The organism is Bacteroides celer (assembly GCF_002632415.2).
GTDB lineage: Bacteria > Bacteroidota > Bacteroidia > Bacteroidales > Bacteroidaceae > Bacteroides.
Genome location: NZ_CP178209.1, coordinates 141258 through 157385 on the forward strand (window position 1 = coordinate 141258; position 16128 = coordinate 157385).

Annotated in this window: 11 protein-coding genes; 10 read left to right on the forward strand and 1 reads right to left on the reverse strand. The window is 42.2% G+C overall.

Annotation, left to right across the window (positions count from 1 at the left end; translation table 11 throughout):
- The first annotated feature begins 20 nt into the window (after positions 1-20).
- From CJF29_RS00420 to CJF29_RS00435, 4 genes are all read left to right on the forward strand, one after another.
- Positions 21-854, forward strand: coding sequence for an endonuclease/exonuclease/phosphatase family protein (locus CJF29_RS00420; RefSeq protein ID WP_074556598.1), 834 nt, complete (start codon positions 21-23; stop codon positions 852-854).
- 17 nt (positions 855-871) lie between these two features.
- Positions 872-2251: an SMP-30/gluconolactonase/LRE family protein gene (locus CJF29_RS00425; protein ID WP_074635794.1), complete on the forward strand. Its 1380-nt coding sequence runs from the start codon at positions 872-874 to the stop codon at positions 2249-2251.
- Between the two features lie 61 nt (positions 2252-2312).
- Positions 2313-3107: an endonuclease/exonuclease/phosphatase family protein gene (locus tag CJF29_RS00430; protein WP_009001247.1), complete on the forward strand. Its 795-nt coding sequence runs from the start codon at positions 2313-2315 to the stop codon at positions 3105-3107.
- A 199-nt stretch (positions 3108-3306) separates the two neighbouring features.
- Positions 3307-3792 (forward strand): HU family DNA-binding protein, encoded by a 486-nt coding sequence (locus tag CJF29_RS00435; protein ID WP_009001246.1) that lies wholly within the window; start codon positions 3307-3309, stop codon positions 3790-3792.
- A gap of 84 nt (positions 3793-3876) precedes the next feature.
- On the opposite strand, the gene CJF29_RS00440 is transcribed toward CJF29_RS00435, so the two are convergent.
- Positions 3877-4596 (reverse strand): FadR/GntR family transcriptional regulator, encoded by a 720-nt coding sequence (locus tag CJF29_RS00440; RefSeq protein ID WP_074556597.1) that lies wholly within the window; start codon positions 4594-4596, stop codon positions 3877-3879.
- A gap of 240 nt (positions 4597-4836) precedes the next feature.
- Here CJF29_RS00440 and CJF29_RS00445 point away from each other — a divergent pair, with 240 nt between their 5' ends.
- The 6 genes from CJF29_RS00445 to CJF29_RS00470 are packed head-to-tail and all read left to right on the forward strand — an operon-like array spanning position 4837 to position 16125.
- Positions 4837-7992, forward strand: coding sequence for a SusC/RagA family TonB-linked outer membrane protein (locus CJF29_RS00445; RefSeq protein WP_004324074.1), 3156 nt, complete (start codon positions 4837-4839; stop codon positions 7990-7992).
- Positions 7993-8005: 13 nt separating this feature from the next.
- Positions 8006-9523: a RagB/SusD family nutrient uptake outer membrane protein gene (locus CJF29_RS00450; protein WP_074704284.1), complete on the forward strand. Its 1518-nt coding sequence runs from the start codon at positions 8006-8008 to the stop codon at positions 9521-9523.
- Between the two features lie 21 nt (positions 9524-9544).
- Entirely contained in the window at positions 9545-11230 is a 1686-nt protein-coding gene (locus tag CJF29_RS00455; RefSeq protein WP_099146363.1) for an IPT/TIG domain-containing protein, read from the forward strand.
- Between the two features lie 3 nt (positions 11231-11233).
- A complete protein-coding gene (locus CJF29_RS00460; protein WP_074556595.1) occupies positions 11234-13510 on the forward strand; it encodes a chondroitinase-B domain-containing protein in 2277 nt (758 codons plus the stop codon).
- Between the two features lie 36 nt (positions 13511-13546).
- Positions 13547-15754, forward strand: coding sequence for a heparinase II/III family protein (locus CJF29_RS00465; protein WP_099146359.1), 2208 nt, complete (start codon positions 13547-13549; stop codon positions 15752-15754).
- A gap of 26 nt (positions 15755-15780) precedes the next feature.
- The gene (locus tag CJF29_RS00470) at positions 15781-16125 is read left to right on the forward strand and encodes a cupin domain-containing protein (protein ID WP_004324069.1); all 345 of its coding nucleotides are present in this window, start codon (positions 15781-15783) and stop codon (positions 16123-16125) included.
- Positions 16126-16128 lie beyond the last annotated feature (3 nt).

Here is a 16128-nt window from a genome sequence, read left to right on the forward strand (position 1 = left end):
CGATAAAAAAGAATGTAACAATGAAACATAAATTCTATTTATTACTGGTACTGTTGATAAACGGTTTGTTTATCGGCTGCAGTTCGGATGATGATGGTGTAACTCCTCCTGACGATAAGGATGGAGTACTGGTAAAAGTCATGTCCTACAATATATACAGCGGCCAGAAAGTTTATTCTGGAAAGAAAGGAATGGAGGCTATTGCTCAAGTGATTAAAAAGATAAATCCGGATCTGGCTGGTTTACAGGAGTTTGAAACGAAAACCAATAAGGTGGAGAATGCGGATATTATTGCTTTGATGAAGGAGGTGACGGGAATGCAATATGCTTTCTTCGTTAAAACCCGTGATGTGGATGGTGGAGAATACGGTAATCTGATTCTCTCAAAATATCCGATAAGCGACGAGGTGAATTATGATTTACCGAGAATAGAGACCGTGGAAGATGTTTATCCACGCTCTATGGGAGTCATGAAAACAGAAAAAGAGGGGAAGAACTTCTATTTCGGAGTAACTCATTTGTCTCATGTCGGTAATGAAACCAACCGTATCAATCAGACTTCAACTATTCTGGAAAAAACGAAGGGGATGGATGCCCCGATGATATTGACCGGCGACTTTAATGCGTTGGCTGATTCGGGTCCGATGAAGATATTGTATGAGCGTTTTGATATTGGTTGCCTGAACGGGAACTATGGATTGACGACCGGAACTCCCGTTCCGGTAAAGGCTATTGACTTCGTGTTGTATACCCCGGATAAAGGAATGGCTCCGAAGGCTTATGATGTGTATTATGATGCTTATGTAGAATCAGACCATTTTCCGGTAGTAGCTACATTCAGTATAAACGATTAATCTAAAAAGATAGAAACATGAAAACATTGATTCATCATTTGAAACGATTTTCTATATATACACTATTGCTTGGGGCAGTAGGTTTTGCTGGTTGCGAAGATGAGAATCGGCAGGATATGACGCCTGAAATCGGAGAAGGTGAAGTTACTCCTAAGATTACGATGTATACTCCGACGGCAGGTGGAAAGTCTACTAGCCTGACTTTATATGGTACTCATTTTGGTACGGACTTGGATAATATCCGAGTGACGGTCAACGGAGTAGATGCAGAGGTGACAGGTGCTTTGGGGAATATTATTACTGCCAATGTGCAGAGAGGTTCTGGCTCCGGTCCGGTGAAAATATATATCGGTCAGGGGGAAAACATTCAGGAACTGACTTATAAAACGGAATTCGAATATTCTCAGTCTCCTATTGTAAGCTCGTATATCGGCAGCTATGTTCCTGCTGCCAAAACAGAGAAAAAAGAGGGTTCCTTGATGGAAGCAGTCCTTTGGAAACCGGGTTCTATAGCCTTTGATAAGGAAGGCACTTTGTATATTGTGGAAGACGATGACCGTGATATTCGTATTGCGAAAGATAATCAAGTAGCTACTTTTCTTCGTGGGGACGCAACGGGTGGAGTTGCATTTAGAATGATGAATATCGCTTTCTCACTGGATGGCAACACTTTGTTCTTGTCTAATGATGCGAATGGCTCTGGAAGCGCACATATTGCCACTATGTCATGGAGTAATGATGCGCATCAGTATGATACTGGAAGTCTTGCTGCAATATGGTCGATAACTTCGTCTTTAGGTAACGGTGTTACCAATGTGGGCGTACATCCTGTTACGGGAGAAGTTTTTTCCGTAGCTCATGGAAATGCCATGATTTACAAATATGATCCGGAACAGAATACGATGGTGACTACCGGACAACAACTTCCCGATGCGGACGGAAAGAATGCATCGAAAGTGAAGATCCGTTGTATCCTTTTCGATAAGGAAGGAACTACAGTGTATATGAGTTCACAGGAGAAGGATGTGATTTATAAAGGGGATTATGATATGGTGACCGGATTATTTTCTAATCTTCATATTTGGATTGGACAGTATGATAAAACAGGCTTTGTAGAAGGGCAAGGAAACGATGCCAGACTCGAGGAGCCTTGTCAGATGGATTTGGATGAAGAAGGTAATATTTATGTGGCAGTCCGTAAAAAGCATCGTATCGCGAAAATTACACCTGATGGAGTAGTGACAAGTTATACAGGTACAGGTACTTCCGGTACTACGGATGGGCCATTGGATAAGGCACAATTCAATCATCCGGAAGGACTGCAATTCGGGCTCGACGGTGCATTGTATGTTTCAGATTATTGGAATCATAAGATTCGCAAGATAGAAAAGGATTAATAGGGTATTAGGTAAAAAAGATTGTTTTGAAGGATAACATTCACTCACTAATTGACGATATATGAATTTCAGAATATGCATTTTGTTATTTCTGGTATGCTGTCTGTTGTCCCCTGTGATGGCGCAGAGAGACAAAAATAAGCAGAAAGAAGTTACAGTAAAAGCGATGACTTACAATACTTACAGTGGGCGCAAACAAGGTATTGATAAAATAGCCGAGGTTATAAAACTGGAAGATCCGGACATTGTTTCACTTCAGGAAATAGAAAGAAATACAGAGATTAATCCCTGGGATACTCCTGAAAGATTATCGGTACTGACAGGCATGAAGTATTATTATTTTGCCCACGCACTTGATATTCCTACCGGAGGAGACTATGGAAATGTAATTCTTTCCAAGTTTCCGATTTCGGAAGAGAAAAGCTTTAAATTGAGTGTATTGAAGGAAAACGACTACGTTCGTTCGTTTGGTTATGTAAAAGTGATGAAAGAGGGCAAAGAATTTTATTTTGCTACGACACATCTGGACCATGAGTACGAAGATGCTGCCCGTCTGAAACAGATTGATGAGATTCTTGCTTGTATGGAACAACTGGACAAACCAATCATCCTCGGTGGGGATTTGAACTCCCGTCGTGGTTCTGCTACCATGGCTGTTTTTCAAAAGTATTTCACAGTAAACTGTTTGAGTGATGCTGCTCCGTGGACGGTGCCCGTTCCAAGTCCGACTTATACCTGCGACTGGCTGATTTATGCTCCGAATGAAGCCTTTACAGTAAAGGCGTACAATGTTTGTTATTGGGCAGATAAAGAATCGGATCATTATCCGGTAGTGGCTACTTATCTTATCAAATAAGATTAACCTTCCAGTTGAGGTTGTTTCCAATGGAAAGAAGATCGTGCTGGTGGCTTACACGAATATTTGTCTAAAAGGACTATTTTAGATTAACGAGTAGTTAAGCACCATTAAAGCACTTCGACGGTTTTTTCCTGCTGTATCTTTGCATCGTGATCACAAAACAACATTTTTATGAAATAATTTAAAACTTAAAATTATGGGATTACGGTATGCAGTAAAAGAAAGGGTCTTTAATTTCGATGAAACCAAAACTAAGAAGTATGTTGCTGCTCCGGTGAGTGACGGAGTGATTGATTTTTCGAAATTGTGTAAAAATGTATCATTGATTTGTAGCACTCATTGTGGTCAGGTTAAATTAGTCTTAGATGGTCTGCTTGATTCATTGGAAGGATATATGGATGAGGGAAAAACGGTGAAGTTAGGTGAGTTCGGTACACTTCGTCCTACTTTTAACGCTAAAAGTGGTATAGAAGCTAAGGATGTCGATAGTAGCAATATCATAGTGAGAGAAATAGTTTTTACTCCGGGAACCCAGTTAAAAACGATGTTGAATAAGATGAGTATCTCAAAATATGTACCATTGGATGTTGTGGCAACAAGTGGCAGTAATAGTGGCTCTGATCCTGGCAATGGCGAAAATCCGGGCGGCAATCAAGGGGAAGCTCCCGATCCGGCAGCTTAATTGAAAGAGTGGCTGTTATAATATTAAATAATAGAGGAGAACAAATGTCTTCCTCTATTATTTTTTATTGCTTTCTTTTGCTTTTTAGATATGCCCGTATTCGAATTCAGGGATCTCTCCTTTAGCTGATAATTTGGCAAAATCAATCAGGTTGGACAAGTGGCGAAGTACCAGTTCTTTCATCCCGTCCTTGTCTTTATCTTTTATCTTTTGCAACATTTCTCTATGTTCTGCATGAACTGTTTTTTGTGGAACAGCGCAGACTTTATATTTTTGATAATATTTTAATATATCAGGAGTAATGATAAGCAAGAGTGAACTAATTACCGGGTTGTGTCCACCTTGTGCAATTGCTTGATGAAACGCAAAATCTTTCTCAACACGAAGCTCTGTATCAAACTTTTCCTCCAATTCGATAAGTGTTTTTTCAATATTCTCCAAATCCTCTTCTGTACGGTTTGATGCACACAGTTTGCAGACCTCGATCTCTAACAGAACGCGTACATATACCAAACTGGAAAAGTCATATTTGCTTATCTTTAAAGCATCGGTAATCATGGTATCCAATTGATCTTTGGAGAACTCGGAAACCACTGTTCCACTTTGAGGATATGTTTTTACAATACCATACAACTCCATCTTTTGCAAAGCTTCACGAACATGGGAACGGCTAACCTTCAGCAGTTCCGATAATTTCCGTTCAGACGGTAGACGTTCACCAGGCAGAATTTGACGTTCTGCGATTTGTTTTTTTATGTGCTCGATGACAAGTTTAACTGGTTGCGAATTTACTTCGTCCTTCATAAGATATAAAAATTTTAAAAGGTTTTCTTTCTTAATTCGGGTGTAAAAGTACGAATATTATCTTTCAAAGTAAAGCTTTACAGCAAAAATATTCTTTTCCCTTTTTATAAAGAGGTACGCATAACGTACTGTTTATTAGACGTTTATTTAGTGTTGTTAATAAATAATAATTGGTAGACCAAAATTTTGGTTTACCAATTTTAATCGTTACGTTTGTCACAGAAATTAAAACGCTAATCTATGAACAAACTTCTGCATTTTAAAAAAGTCGTATTGGTGCTCTTGTTGTTAGTTGGAGCATTGAACGTTTACTCCCAGCATGTAGTTACTGGTAAGGTGATAGATGAACAAGGTCCGTTAATCGGGGCTTCAGTGACAATTAAAGATGCTGCTGTTCCTACAGGTACTGTGACAGACGCTGAAGGTAAATACTCCATTAAAGTTCCTAACTCAAAGACCATTTTGGTTTATTCGTATATCGGTTACGTTGATAAGGCAGAGGCGGTAGGCAAACGCACCGTTGTCAATGTGACGTTGGAAGAAGATTCGAAGATGCTGGATGATGTGGTGGTAATCGGTTACGGTACACAGGCTAAGTCTCATTTAACGGGTTCGATTTCTAAATTGGAAGGTGAGAAACTGATTAATGCTCCTGTGAGTGATATGACTACTGCTTTGCAAGGTTCTATGAGCGGACTTACCGTTTCTAATGAAACGTCTGAAGTCGGTGTAACACCGTCTATCCGTGTCCGTGGAACAGGTTCCATCTCGGCTGAAAGTGAGCCGTTGGTGATTATTGATGGTTTTCCGGTAGCCGGTGGACTTTCATCTATCAATGCGGCAGATGTGAAGTCTATTGAAATATTGAAAGATGCGGCTTCTGCCGCTATTTATGGGTCACGTGCGGCAAATGGTGTTATCATGGTAACCACCAAAAGCGGTACTCCCGATAAACCGAAATATTCGTTCAAGTTCTATCAGGGATTTAAGTATGCTTATCAGTTGCACGATATGATGACTTCTTCCGAGTGGTTGAATCTGTTGACGCAGGAAGCAGAAATGGGAGGTCCGTCTGTACCGGCGGCAGCTCGTGGCGCTGCTTATCTGGAAAGTCAGATGGGGACTACCGACTGGCAGAAAGAGGGATTGCGCGATATGGCAGGTATTACCAATGTGCAGATGAGCGTTTCCGGTGGACGTAAAGAAACGAAGTACTTTATTTCGGCTGCCTATACCAAAGATGAGGGTGTGATGTTGCAGAACTCATTGGATAAATTGAATTTCCGTACGAAATTGGATGCCAAACTCTCGAATATTGTTAGTGTAGGGGTCAACTTATCCGGGACTTATACCAAAACAGAACGTCCGAAAAATAATTTTATAGATTTCTATCGTACTCCGTCTTTTCTTCCTGTTTATCATAATGATTGGAGTACTGAAATGACAGGGTATTCAGGTTTTGCAAGAGGTAGTCATTTCAATAATATCATGACTCCTACCGGTACACCGGATGCGGAGGGAAATCCGACGCTGGAGAAATCATCTCCTTTCTCGTCAGCCAATAATAATCCCCGTAGTGTGATGGCTAATACTTCTCGTTGGAGTGAGTCCATGCAGGGTTTGGCAAGTATGTATCTGACTATTGATCTTTGTAAAGGGTTGCAATTCAAGACGTCCAATGGTTTGAATGTCCGTTTTAGCCCGTCTTACTATTATGGTAATAAAGACGCGACAAAAGATAAAGAAGAGAGCAGAGCTACTTATTTTAGCACACTCTATGTAGATTTGTTGAGCGAGAATACATTGAATTATCACATTGATTTCGGAAGAAATAATGCTCATAGCATTGATGCTTTGTTGGGTTATACTGTGGAGTCCACTCGCAACCAGCGAGTAGCCATGACTGCAACAGGATTTGCTACTGATGATGTTCATACGCTGAATGCGGCAACTGTTTATTCATTGGCAAGTAAAGGGAATGGGAATACTGATGGTACGGGAACTTTCCGTTATCCGGATGTGGTATTAGAGTCTTATTTGGGACGTATCAATTACAGTTATTTGGGTCGTTATCTCTTGTCTACTTCTTTACGTCTGGACCGTTCTTCCTTGTTCTCGAAAGGAAATCGCAATGCCTGGTTCCCTTCTGTATCGTTGGGCTGGCGTGTGAATGAGGAGAAGTTTATGAAGAATATCGAAGTTATTTCTAATTTGAAACTCCGTGCTTCTTACGGTGTGACGGGAAATAACCGTATCAGTTATGATGCAGCTCTTGAAGTATTGAACAGTGCGAACTATGTGACAGGTACTGGTAATGGACAACTGGTTAATGGTTCGGCAAATATATCTTCTTCGCTTGCTAATCCTCACATTACATGGGAGAAGACAGATGAATTCAACTATGGTCTGGATCTGGGATTCTTCAAGAACCGGATTAATCTCTCGATAGATGCTTATTACTCTGTGACTCGTGCTCTGTTGTTTGAGCAGCCTACACAGTCATTCACCGGATATAGTTATTATTGGAATAATATTGGAAAGGTACGTAATTCGGGTGTGGAAATACAGATCGATACGCACAATATCAAGAATCGTAAGTTTTCATGGGATACAAATATAAATTTCTCCTTGTCGCGCAATAAATTGCTGGAGCTGGGAGGTGAACAACAGGTTATCAATCAGGGGGAAAGAAGCGAGTGTTACATTGCTAAAGTTGGCTCACCGTTGATTCAATTTTATGGATATAAAACGAATGGTGTATGGAATAGTGTGGAGGAAATCAATGCGAATCCTCACTTCTCGAATGACGTACCGGGTGGATTGCGTATCGTAGATACCAACAATGACGGTTCGTTGACTCCTGAAGACCGTGTTCCTTTGGGTAATCCGTATCCGGATTTTACATGGGGAATCACGAACACATTCCAGATTAAGAATTTTGATATTTCGTTCCTGATTCAGGGAGTACAGGGAATTGACGTTTACAATGGTGACGTTTATTACAATGAGACAGTGAAATGGAACAAAGCTTACACCAAGGATCGTTGGGTAAGTGCAGAAAATCCGGGTAACGGAAAAGTGCCTTATCTGAAGTTGGGATATGATATCTGTTTGACTGATTATCCTTTGCAGGATGCTTCTTATGCATGTTTGAGAAACTTCACATTGGGATATACATTGCCAAGTACGGCTGCGCGTAAGTTGAAACTGTCGGGTGTACGTTTCTATGTGTCCGGTAGTAACTTGCTCTACATTTGGGGAAGCAGTTATAAGGGTATCAATCCGGAATCCCGCCTGACTTCTTCTCAATACTCAAGCTCTATGATTTCGGGATATCAGCGCGGTGGATTCCCATTGACCAGTACTATCTCCGCAGGTTTTGATATTAACTTTTAATGGAAAGTGAACGATGAAAAAGGTAAATTATATAGGATTACTGTTAGTAACATTACTGTTTGTATCTTGTGATTTGGACAAGTATCCCTATTCGGAAGTTGCTGCGGATGAATATGTGAAAAATGCTTCTTCAGTGAATAATCTGGTACTTGGTTGCTATAATTCTCTTCATGACGTGATGTATTATGAATGGGCAATGACTGAATTACGTTCGGATAATGGACGTATGTATGCTACTGGTTCTTCCGCCAGCACTACGAAATTGGTTGAACAGCTTGACCAGGGAACTATCGTGGCAGAGCACCAATGGGTGGAAGAGTATTGGAATTCTTGTTATGCAACGATTGCCCGTGTCAATAATGCGATTTCATATCTTGATGTGGTAGAAGATGAAACTACCCGGAATCAATATGAGGGAGAGGTTTTGTTTCTCCGTTCTTTAGAATATTTTAATCTTGTTCGTTTATGGGGTCCTGTGTTTATAGTTACTTCCAAGGTTCCGTCAGATGTAGCCCGTGATATGCAGCGTTCTACGGTAGAAGAGGTTTATGCACTGATTGAGGGTGATCTGGAACGGATTCTTGAAAATGGAATGTTACCTGAACGAATGGCGGATGCAGATATGGGGCGTGCGGACAGAAATGCTGCTAAAGCATTGTTGGCAAAAGTGTATGCGACTCATTATAAATCGGGAGACGCCAAGTATGCCCGCGCCGCACAGTTATGCAAGGAGGTACTTGAAAGTGCTGCCGTAGGTAATCCGCAGACAGGTGCTGATCTGGTAGCATATAATAAGATATTCGACATCACAAATGAGATGAACAAGGAAATCATTTTTGCAGCCCGTTATCTTTCGGGTAATGTAGGACTCGGTTCTCCATTCGGTAATATGTTTGCTCCGGTCAATAATGGTGCAAATGTGATTATAGGAACTTCTTCCGGCTATAATACTCCAAGTGATAATATCATTACTGCCTATACAATGAGAGGCGCAACAGACAAACGCCTGGATGTAAATATTGCCCAGAAGTACTTTAACTCGACTACTCAAGAATGGGTGACTACGGGTAACTGCCGTTATTGCAAGAAGTACACAAATCCTGTGTCTACGCAGTATGATGGTGAGAGTGACTGGCCGATTATCCGTGTAGGCGATATCGCATTGTTGTACGCAGAACTGACGAATGAAATATCGGGTCCGTCTGCTGATAACTTGAAATATCTGAATATGATTTGCGAACGTGCCGGTGTTTCAACTTATACGTTGGCCGATCTTTCTAACCGTTACGACTTCAGAGAAGCCGTACGTAATGAACGAAGACTGGAACTTGCTTTTGAAAACCAGCGTTGGTTCGATATGCTCCGGTGGGGTACGGCTGCTCAAACAGTGAATAATTATTTCAAAAGTGAGACTTTCTATTCGGAATATACCTATGTCGTGAATGATATTGCTGATTGGCAGACATTCCTCCCGATTCCGGTAAGTGTAATCAACATCAATCCGGATATTGCACAGAATACGGGTTATTAATCTCTTAAAATGAATACGAATATGAAACAATATAGAAAATGGAGCCTTGCATCCTTATTTGCATGTGTTATCTTTTGGACCAGTTGTGATTCTATATCCATGAAAGACGTTGTGGTCAGTGCGCCACAAATCGTATCTTTCTCACCGGAGAGTGGAAGCATCGGAAGTGAAATCGTAGTTACCGGAGAGTATCTGGACGATGTGGTCAGTGCGACAATTGGAGGAGAAAAAGTCACGATACTTCAAAAAGTGTCCAATGAGCGTTTATCACTCAAAGTGACCGGTAATGCAAAGAGCGGAAAAATTGTATTAAGTAATTCAGTTGGCGAAGGAGTTTCAGAAGGCAATTTTACCATTGAATATCCGGCTCCCACTATTTCCTCAACGGGAATGCCTACCGAGGTAGAGATGGGTAATAAACTGTTGATTTCAGGTTCCCATATGAACGTAATCAGTGCTGTGCTTTTTACAGCTGAAGGACATACTACTGGAAACGAGGCTAGCATACTTTCGCAGAATGAGGATGAAATCTTAGTGAAGATTCCTTATGTAGAAAGTGATAAAGCTGCTATTACATTCAGATATTTCAATGGTACGTCACAGGTGGAAACTCCGATTGAATCTGCACCGCAGATGACCGTGGCACGTTATGAACCGAATGTTACTACTTCTTCTTTTGAACCTGCAAACATAGGAGATATAGTCGTTCTGAATGGTACTTATTTGAATAAGATTGATAAAGTAATATTGGGAACCATTGAATGTAATATTGCTCTTCAAACAGAGAATGAACTGAAATTTGCCGTACCTTCGTCGGAAAACTATGTGGATGGAGATAATACGATGGCATTGAAGATTTCTTATTTTGACGGACGTGAGGTGCATACTCTGACAGATGCATTTGTAGTCAAAGTGCCTTTCGTTTATTTCTGGGAGAACAAGAAAGTATATGCACAAGGCCGTGACGTAGAAGAATTATCTTCATTCTTCTCTCCGGAAACTGGATTGGTGTATGCAAATGCGGATTGGAGAACAAAAGTAGATCCAATATCTTACCAATACAAGGCTGCAACTTGTTCTGCAAATAATAAACCGGCTGTCTCTGAAAGTGAATATAATTCTGTGAATCCTTATTTCTTCTTCTCGGGTGTTAATGCAGGAACATTGCAAATCAATAGCCCCGCGGGTTCTAATGGACAGTTGAAGAATTTTTATATGATAAATAATTCGGCAGATGAGAATAGGGTGCCAGGAATCAATGGAAACTGTTATGGTACTCCGGTATTGACTTTCTTATACTTAGACCCAACTAAGTCTGGTTATAAAGCATTGATAGATGAAGTGAAAAACGGTACGTTGGATAATATTGATGAAACTACCTTCCCGATAGATGTTGAAGCTAAAACTTGTCGTGGATTTAGCATTTCGAGCATGAAAACATCAATAAACACAGATGTATGGGCACCTGGTATTTTTGAAGTGGGAAAAGAGCAAAAAGTGAATGTAGGTGCCGTCTTGCTTATATTATATTATAATGTAAATGGTTCGACGTCTAATGTCGCTGATAACGTGAAACGTATTGGACTACTGCATATAAAGACGATTGACTTTAAAATGTACAATAACACCAATGCTCCTTCATCCAGTTCCATTGAATTTGATATGTACTGGCAGAAGAAAGACTACGATTACTTAAAAGTTCAATAACCAATGATGACACGAAAGATACATAAAGCGATTATAGCCTCCTTACTTATCGGGCTTCCCTTCACCTCTTTTGCAAAGAGATATGATGTGACACTTCCCGAAGTAGCTTCCTGCTTGAAGACTGCACAACCGGGTGACCAGATTTATATCAAAGACGGTCAGTATAAAGACATGCAGTTGAAGTGGACAGGTAAGGGAACCGAGAAAGCTCCTATCAAGATAGAAGCCTTGAATCCTGGAAAAGTAAAAATTGAGGGAGGCTCTACTTTGCGGATAGCAGGAGAGTGGATGTCTGTCGGTGGATTACATTTTACAGATGGATACGCTCCCAAAGGTTCTGTGATAGAATTCCGCAACGGACAGGAACTGGCCAATCACTGTCGCCTGACAAATTGTGTGATAGACGGATTCAATCCGTCCCGTCGGGACCAGGCTTACAGCTATATCTTGCTTTATGGTCGTCATAACCGTGTAGATCATTGCTCATTGACAGGAAAACTTAATTTGGGGGTGACCTTGATTGTCATCCTCAACGATGAACGTTGTCTGGAAAATCATCATCAGATAGACCATAATTATTTCGGAGAGAGGCCGGTGTACGGTTCGAACGGTGCGGAAACCATGCGTGTGGGAACTTCCCAACAGGCATACAGTTCCTCGAACACAATAATTGAAAATAACCTGTTCGAACGCTGTTCCGGCGAAGTGGAAGTAATCTCTATAAAATCCAGCGATAATGTGATTCGGAACAATATCTTGCTAGAATGCGAGGGAGTAGTAGCACTGCGACACGGTGACCGTAACACGGTTAATAATAACCTGTTTATTGGCAACGGGCTCCGTAACACAGGCGGTATTCGCGTGGTCAATGCCGGACATCAGATTTATGACAATACCTTGGTCGGTCTGGCAGGAACCCGTTTCTTCTCTGCTTTGGGAGTGATGGATGCCGTGCCTAATTCATTGCCTAACCGTTATTGCCAGGTAGTTGACGTGAAGATGTACCGTAATACTTTCGTAGACTGTACAAATATCGAATTCGGCACAGGCAAAGACATGGAACGTACCCTTGCACCGGACAATGTGAGCTTTACGGATAATATCATAATAAATAAGGAACTGTCTCAACCTTATATAGCCGTTGATGATGTATCAGGTATTCAGTTCAAAGGCAATAAAGTGCAACTGGCAAAGAACTATTCGGCTCCGGGATTTACTACGGAGAAACTAAAGGCTCCCCAGTTGCCGGATCAGGCCGCAATACGTAAGGATAAAGGTGCTTCCTGGTTTGAAAACCGGGTAGCGCAACCATCTGCAAAGACTCATAAGGAATACAACGCAGCTCCGGGAACTGATCTTTCTGAAATCATTCGTTCAGCAGAACCGGGTGGGATTATTGTTCTGGCTAAGGGTACCTATCCTATCCAAAGCGCCATGTTCATCGATAAACCGCTGACAATTCGCGCTGCCAACGCAGCCAATAAACCGTTGGTTCGTTTCAACGGAGAGAAACCGGATAACATGGTAACCATCGCCGACGGTGGTGAACTGATTATTGAGAATATCGCATTTGACGGAGTGCTGGAACCCGGTAAAGCCTTGGCTAAGGCGGGAATTTCTACAGCCATCGATATGATACAACCTTATACACTGACAGTAGACGGTTGCGAATTTCAGAACTTCGGAGAGGGCGGCTTCTTTGCCATCAAAGGAACGAAAGCCACTTTCGCCAAGAGTGTGACAATCAAAAACTGCTTTTTCCGCGACTTATCCGGAGATGCCATCAACTATGCCGCCGAGAAAGACGATATCGGTCGTTACAATGCGGATGATATGCTGATTGAAAACTGTTCTTTCTATCGTTTGCTGGGTTTACCTATTAATATTTATCGTGGAGGAAGTGATGAAAGTACGGCTGGCCCTTATATCACTATCAGACATTGTAATTTCGCAGACTGTTGTAACAAAGAGCGTGGAAGCGTGATGCGCCTGATTGGTCCACAAGTACTGACAGTAGAGAATTGTAATTTTGACAACAGCGGACGCGGAGGAGCAACCATCCGTTTGGATGAGGCCACCTGGGAGAAAGTTCGCATAGCCAACTGTAACCTGTGGAACTCCGGCAGAATGGTAACTACCACTTCCCAAGCTATACAAGGAAAAATGTATAATATCCGTCCCGCATATATCAATGCCGACGCATACAATTATACTCCAGTGCCGGGCAGCGAATTGGAAAAACTCTCTATTGGCTTGAAAAAGAATTCGCTTCCGCAATAACCGTAACCGTAAGTGGAACAAGAAAATAATGATTAGATGAGAAAACTTATTATTTGTATATTCATGGTCTTGGGAGGATGTCTCCTTTCGTTTGCCCAACATCCGTCTCTTCTTTTCACACAGGAAGAAGTGAACGAGATGAGGGAAGGAAAGGGAACCGTGCCTGCATTCGATAAAACGCTCTCGGAAGTATTGAGCGCAGCCGACGCAGCGTTGAATTCTCCTATCTCCGTTCCCGTTCCGACAGATGGCGGTGGCGGGGTGGTACACGAACAGCATAAGTCGAACTATTATGCCATGTTTCATTGCGGAGTTGCCTATCAGCTGACCGGTGACAAGAAATACGCCCATTACGTAGCAGATATGCTGGAAGCCTATGCAAAGCTCTATCCTACACTGAGTTTCCATCCCGTATCACTTTCCCCTGTTCCCGGACGCCTGTTCTGGCAGACGCTGAATGAAAGTGTATGGCTGGTACATACAGCAGTAGCATACGATTGCATCTATCATACACTCTCGGCCAAGCAGCGCACCACCATCGAAAAGAATCTGTTTGCCCCAATGGCGGACTTCATCATGGATGGTATGGGCGATAACCATGCAAACAATAAGACTTTCAACAAGATGCATAATCATGCCACTTGGGCTACGGCTGCCGTAGGTATGATTGGTTTCGCCATGAATCGTGAAGATTACGTGAAGAAAGCCCTTTATGGCTCCGACGAAACAGGCAAACACGGAGGATTCATCCGTCAAATGGATTATCTATTCTCTCCCGATGGCTATTTCACAGAGGGGGCCTACTATCAACGTTATGCCATCTGGCCTTTCGTCATCTTCGCCCAATGCATTGAAAACAAACTGCCGGAGCTGAAAATCTTCAGCTATCGCGACAGCATACTCTCAAAAGCACTTTCCACGTTAATACAGCTATCTTATGAGGGAGAATTCTTCCACATCAACGATGCCCTGCTGAAAGGACTTTCTGCACAGGAACTGGTTTACGCTGCAGATATTCTATACAATGTCCATCCGTCGGATAAATCATTGCTCTTCGTAGCGAACGAATACCAGCATACTTATCTGCCTACAATCGGTGGTTTCCGGGTAGCCCGTGATATTGCCCGTGGCGAAGCTGCTCCAATCGTATATCGCAGCAGTGTGTTCCGCGACGGACGCAAAGGAGACGAGGGAGGCATTGCCGTGATTCGCTCGACAGACCCTAAACTGAATAGTGCCCTGACCCTGAAAGCCACTTCTCATGGCCTTAGCCACGGACATTACGATAAACTCACAATGGCCTATTACGATAATGGAAACGAGATTCTGACAGATTACGGAGCTTCCCGTTTTCTCAATATCGAAGCCAAGAATAAGGGACATTACACACGTGAGAACGAATCGTTTGCCAAACAGACCATTGCACACAACACACTGGTGGTCGATGAAACTTCCAATTTCGGCGGCGATATAAAAGTGTCTTCCCGTTATCATTCGGACATCATTTACAGTGATTTCAACGGAGATCATTTCCAAGTGATGGTAGCCAAAGAAACCAATGCATATTCCGGAGTGGAAATGAAACGTACATTGGTGTATGTGACTACTCCTTTCCTGCAATTCCCGCTGATACTGGACGTGTTGCAGGCCAACTCCGACAAGGAACACCAATACGACTATCCGCTATGGTATAACGGGCACTTCGTTTCTTTGAATTTCCCATATACCAAAGCAAGCAACGGATTGCAAACCCTCGGAACAAAGAACGGTTATCAGCATCTGTGGCTGGAAGCCTGGGGACAGAATGAGAAAATGAACACCTCCAGTTTCACTTTTGTCAAGGACAACCGCCTCTATACCATTAGTGCGGCCACCACTCCCCAGACAGAACTAAAGATGCTTCGCCTGGGAGCTAATGATCCGGATTTCAATTTGCGAAACGAGACAGCGTTTCTAATCAGAGAAAAAGAACAGAAGAATCACACGTTTGCTACTTCCATCGAAACGCATGGAGATTATGACGTAGTGATGGAGACTTCCAACAATCTGACATCCTCCTGCGAGGAAGTGAAAGTGGTGATGGATACGGCCGAATACACCGTTATCAAAGCTATATATAAAGGTGGACATTCCGTAACACTCTGTCTGGCCAACGCAGAAGACAGCAAAGAGAATAAACATCACTTGTCCGTCGAAGGAAAGAATTACGACTGGAACGGTCGTTGCGGAGTTTTTGCCAAATGAGAACAAACCATTAATAGATAGAAAGTATGAAAACATGTAGTGAAACTTTTCAGTTTGAGAAAGATTTGAAGTGGGAAAACCCCGCTCCGGGTGTCAATCGTCAGATTATGGCGTATGACGGACAGTTGATGATGGTCAAAGTGAAATTTGATAAAGGTGCGGTAGGAACCATGCACGAGCATTATCACAGCCAGGCCACTTACGTGGTGAGCGGCAAATTCGAACTCACCATCGGCGATAAGAAAGAGATTCTTTCTGCCGGAGATGGTTATTACGTAGCACCGGATGAATGGCACGGATGCGTTTGCCTGGAAGCCGGTATTCTGATTGATACTTTTAGTCCCGTGCGTGCAGACTTCTTAAACCTCTAGGCG

What these genes read in the sequence shown, in the direction of transcription:
- CJF29_RS00420 (WP_074556598.1), top strand. Translation starts at nt 21, where the DNA reads ATGAAACATAAATTCTATTTATTACTGGTACTGTTGATAAACGGTTTG.
- CJF29_RS00425 (WP_074635794.1), top strand. Translation starts at nt 872, where the DNA reads ATGAAAACATTGATTCATCATTTGAAACGATTTTCTATATATACACTA.
- CJF29_RS00430 (WP_009001247.1), top strand. Translation starts at nt 2,313, where the DNA reads ATGAATTTCAGAATATGCATTTTGTTATTTCTGGTATGCTGTCTGTTG.
- CJF29_RS00435 (WP_009001246.1), top strand. Translation starts at nt 3,307, where the DNA reads ATGGGATTACGGTATGCAGTAAAAGAAAGGGTCTTTAATTTCGATGAA.
- CJF29_RS00440 (WP_074556597.1), bottom strand. Translation starts at nt 4,596, where the DNA reads ATGAAGGACGAAGTAAATTCGCAACCAGTTAAACTTGTCATCGAGCAC.
- CJF29_RS00445 (WP_004324074.1), top strand. Translation starts at nt 4,837, where the DNA reads ATGAACAAACTTCTGCATTTTAAAAAAGTCGTATTGGTGCTCTTGTTG.
- CJF29_RS00450 (WP_074704284.1), top strand. Translation starts at nt 8,006, where the DNA reads ATGAAAAAGGTAAATTATATAGGATTACTGTTAGTAACATTACTGTTT.
- CJF29_RS00455 (WP_099146363.1), top strand. Translation starts at nt 9,545, where the DNA reads ATGAAACAATATAGAAAATGGAGCCTTGCATCCTTATTTGCATGTGTT.
- CJF29_RS00460 (WP_074556595.1), top strand. Translation starts at nt 11,234, where the DNA reads ATGATGACACGAAAGATACATAAAGCGATTATAGCCTCCTTACTTATC.
- CJF29_RS00465 (WP_099146359.1), top strand. Translation starts at nt 13,547, where the DNA reads ATGAGAAAACTTATTATTTGTATATTCATGGTCTTGGGAGGATGTCTC.
- CJF29_RS00470 (WP_004324069.1), top strand. Translation starts at nt 15,781, where the DNA reads ATGAAAACATGTAGTGAAACTTTTCAGTTTGAGAAAGATTTGAAGTGG.